At 58.1% G+C, this 3204-nt stretch carries 3 protein-coding genes and 2 pseudogenes; all 5 read right to left on the reverse strand.

Translation table 11 applies throughout. From position 1 onward, the window contains the following. Positions 1 to 279: pseudogene (locus tag NW807_RS08125) on the reverse strand (hypothetical protein); the annotation flags it as partial. Then, a complete protein-coding gene (locus tag NW807_RS08130; protein WP_414393224.1) occupies positions 276 to 683 on the reverse strand; it encodes a DUF3119 family protein in 408 nt (135 codons plus the stop codon). The pseudogene NW807_RS08125 and the gene NW807_RS08130, both read right to left, overlap by 4 nt. A gap of 70 nt (positions 684 to 753) precedes the next feature. Further along, complete coding sequence (locus NW807_RS08135; RefSeq protein WP_414425793.1) at positions 754 to 1986, reverse strand: hypothetical protein; 1233 nt, start codon at positions 1984 to 1986, stop codon at positions 754 to 756. Between the two features lie 54 nt (positions 1987 to 2040). After that, positions 2041 to 2241, reverse strand: a complete 201-nt coding sequence (locus NW807_RS08140; protein WP_414405478.1) for a hypothetical protein — start codon at positions 2239 to 2241, stop codon at positions 2041 to 2043. Positions 2242 to 2294: 53 nt separating this feature from the next. Beyond that, positions 2295 to 3204 (reverse strand): annotated as a pseudogene (locus NW807_RS08145) (hypothetical protein); the annotation flags it as partial.

Here is a 3204-nt window from a genome sequence, read left to right on the forward strand (position 1 = left end):
GGCAATTACGGCATCGACTGCAGGACGCTGAACCCTGCTTTCTGCTTTCCCTGCCGGGATCGTGGTGAGGGCATCGGCCCACATCCACTGACAGCCGTGGACCTGGTGGCCCCAAGCTGCCCGTTCGGGGGTCAGCCGCAGCTGCTCAGCCAGTTCAGCCGGTTGATAGAAGGAGCTGCGCCGGCACCCAAAAGCATGCGGCCAGTCCGCCAAGAGCTGACACCGCAACCACCGCCACCCCCCTTGCTCTTGCCAAACCCAGCCCTCCGAACTGCTCATCGGCCCACGCCGCGAAAAGGGGATCTCTGGGCGTGCAGATGTCCCACGTGCTCCTCTAGGCAAAGTCGCAGCTCAACTGGGTTAAAGAGCATTGGCAGAAAGTGGATGCCTCGGCTTTCCCGGAAGAAGAAGAGAATGGGTACAGGTCGCCAGAAAATCTGCCAATCCTGCCATTCGCTGTAGGGGAACTCGCGGATGCGCCGGGAGCCGCTGTAGACTTGCAGGGCTGTGCGGGTAAAGGCCAGCCCGATAAGACAAGTCTGCACCAGCAAAAACAGGCCAAACAATCCCATGGCCAGCCCTGCCCAAAGCGAAAGCCAAAACAGCGGCACTGCCAAAACTAGCACTGCCAGACTGAGGCGAAAGTCGGGGGTCAACAAATGGGCAGAGTAGGGTTTGATCACGCCTTGCTTCTCCTCCGGATCCCAGGGCTATTCTAGCCCCTCCCAACAGCGCTCCCTGGGGTTTCCCCACCTAATCTCCAAAGAGCTTGATGGCCGGCGGCCTGGGATCGAAGACCTCATTGGGATCCACCCGCGGCTGCCCCACCCCTTGCAGGGGATAGAGAGGACGACCCGTGTCGAATTGAAAGAGATAGATGGGCAACTGACTGCTCCCCAAAGACAAAAAGGCCACGGTATCGATCTGGGTGAGGGCATTGCGGCTGGCCGGTCGGGTGAGGTTAAAGGCGGCGATGCGGTCTTCCAAGGGGGTCTCTGCAGCAGTGCGTCTGCCCAGGCCAATTCTAAACTGCTGGTTCCCCTGCTCATCCACCCCCAAGACCTGCACATCCCCCAGCTCCAGTTGGGGCGCGCTTTCCGGCAGGCCGGCCACCACTGGCGGCGCATCCAGCGGCGGCTGCGAGGGCAAAAAGCGCAACTGCACTCCTTCCGGCAAGATGCGATAGTCCTGGTAGTCGTGCCGGATGGCAAGGGATCCCCTGAGCACGCGGCGGGTCAGGCCCTCCAGCGTCCAAAACCCATAGCTCAGGTTGATGCGGGTGCTCTCCGGCAGCCAATAGCGAAGGCCTCCCTCGGGCGCGGGCACTGCCGTAAACCCCATGAGGACGTAGGCCTGTCCCCACACCCCTGACAAAAACAAGAGCACCTGCCGCGGCAGCCCCGACTCCGGATCTAGCCACAGCTCCCGCACCTGGCCTTTCTGAAGGGGTTCCAGGCGCAAGTGCTGGACAGGGGATCCCGCCAGATCCGCCCGTTCTGAGGAGAAGACGTGGTAGCGGGTGGGATCAGCCTCTAAGTGAAAGTTTACGGAGGGCAGGAGCGCTTCGGGCCGGCTCACGTACACCGAATACAGCCTGAGTAAGTCCGATTGGTTCACCGCTTCCAGTTGCCGCGAATCCAACAGGCGGACGCGATCCCCTTCGGCTACCCAAGCCTGCCAACTGCCGTCGCGGCGGCGGAGCACATCCAGGGTGGCTGTAAAGGTCTGGGATCCCTCAACCCGCACCTGCTGGCGGTACTGCAAGTTGGGCAAAGGGGGCAGTTGCTTCAAAGCAGCGTTGTAGCGCTCCAGCCAAAGCTGGGGATCCTGGTCAGAGCCTCTCGAGGAAATGAGCGCCGCTTGGGCCAAAGCCAAATCTGCTGAGGGTAAGCCAACTAGCCCCGCAAGCAAAAGCACAACCCCGCCCAGATAGCCATAGAGGGATCCCTGCCGTCGCCACCTTCTTACAGATTGTCCGGGGGGCATCAGCTCACCTTGGCCGACTTTGCTGAATGGGGAGGCTCTCTCCTGTCTCCATGCCTACTCAATGGCAATAGACTGAGGTCCTTGCGTGGAGGCAGGTGGATCCTCCACCCTCAAGCCCTGCGACTCTAGCCAACTGCGCAGCGGATCCTGCCTTACATCCAAACGCAGCAGGCCGCTGAGAAAGCCCCCGCAGAAGACAACAGGGTTGCTCAGAAAGGTCTTCCAGACCTCGTTGTGAGTAAACATAGTTGGCATCTCAAACCCTTCCCCATCCTAGCAGGGCCCACAGGGAAGAACCCCCTACCCTGCTAGACGGCAATCAATTTCTGGCGATCTATGTTTTGCAGGACACTGAAGATGTTGCTGCCGAGGTTCTGGAACTCCTTGCCGCTCTTGTCAGCAAAATGAAGTACCCAGGGAAGCCTACAGGCTTGGAATCCACTGGCAGGATGAAGCTGGGAAAGGTGGTAAGTCTGCAGGGCCAAGATCTCCAAAGGCGTACTGCCATATTCGTGGACAACTCGCAGGGGTCTTGCGCTACCAATGGAGCCCGTGCCTTCCCTGCTAATGGGCTGGCTTGTGACCAGAGTAAACGACTTTCGCGAGCGGTCGAAAACAACAGTACCTATTTTGGCGTCTTTGTACTTACCTTCTTCCTCTATCCCCATCCTTTCTGTACCGCTTTTGCGTATTCCGACAACATCCACAGCAATCTTTTCTTTTTCTAACTCCTCAATTGTCTTTCCAAATTCACCTTCCTGCACTAAACCATCCCTCATTAAGAGAACCTTGGTGGGATATCGACTGAGCCTTTTATAAAACTTATTGACAAGCTTGGACACAGTCTGATAAATTGCATCACCAGAGAAGGTTTCTCCTCTTTGCACAGCAGGGAGCTCCCAACCTAAGCTCTGCCCATCAGCAAGAACAGCGAAGGCAGAGGCTCCGTAGTACAGCTGTCGATCGGTTCCCACATCGAAGCCGATGATCAGCTCATGGCGTTCAGGATGGTCGAGGGGTTCCAGGAGTACGGGCTGCCATGCTGCCTTGCACAGAAGGCCTAGGACGACGTTTAGGGCTTTGTAGGAATCAGCGCCAGGGATCATAAACTGAGTTGCTATCCCCGCTTCGAGAGCCTCCACACGGATCTTTTGCTTGTGCTCATTGGGTGACCACGGCATAACGACCAAAACGGTTTTGATCCCTTGCTCAGCCCAG

It is taken from the genome of Synechococcus sp. R70.1 (genome assembly GCF_047461675.1).
Lineage (GTDB): Bacteria > Cyanobacteriota > Cyanobacteriia > Thermostichales > Thermostichaceae > Thermostichus.

Coding starts and splice junctions, on each gene's coding strand:
- NW807_RS08135 (WP_414425793.1), bottom strand. CDS start 1,986: ATGCCCCCCGGACAATCTGTAAGAAGGTGGCGACGGCAGGGATCCCTC.
- NW807_RS08140 (WP_414405478.1), bottom strand. CDS start 2,241: ATGCCAACTATGTTTACTCACAACGAGGTCTGGAAGACCTTTCTGAGC.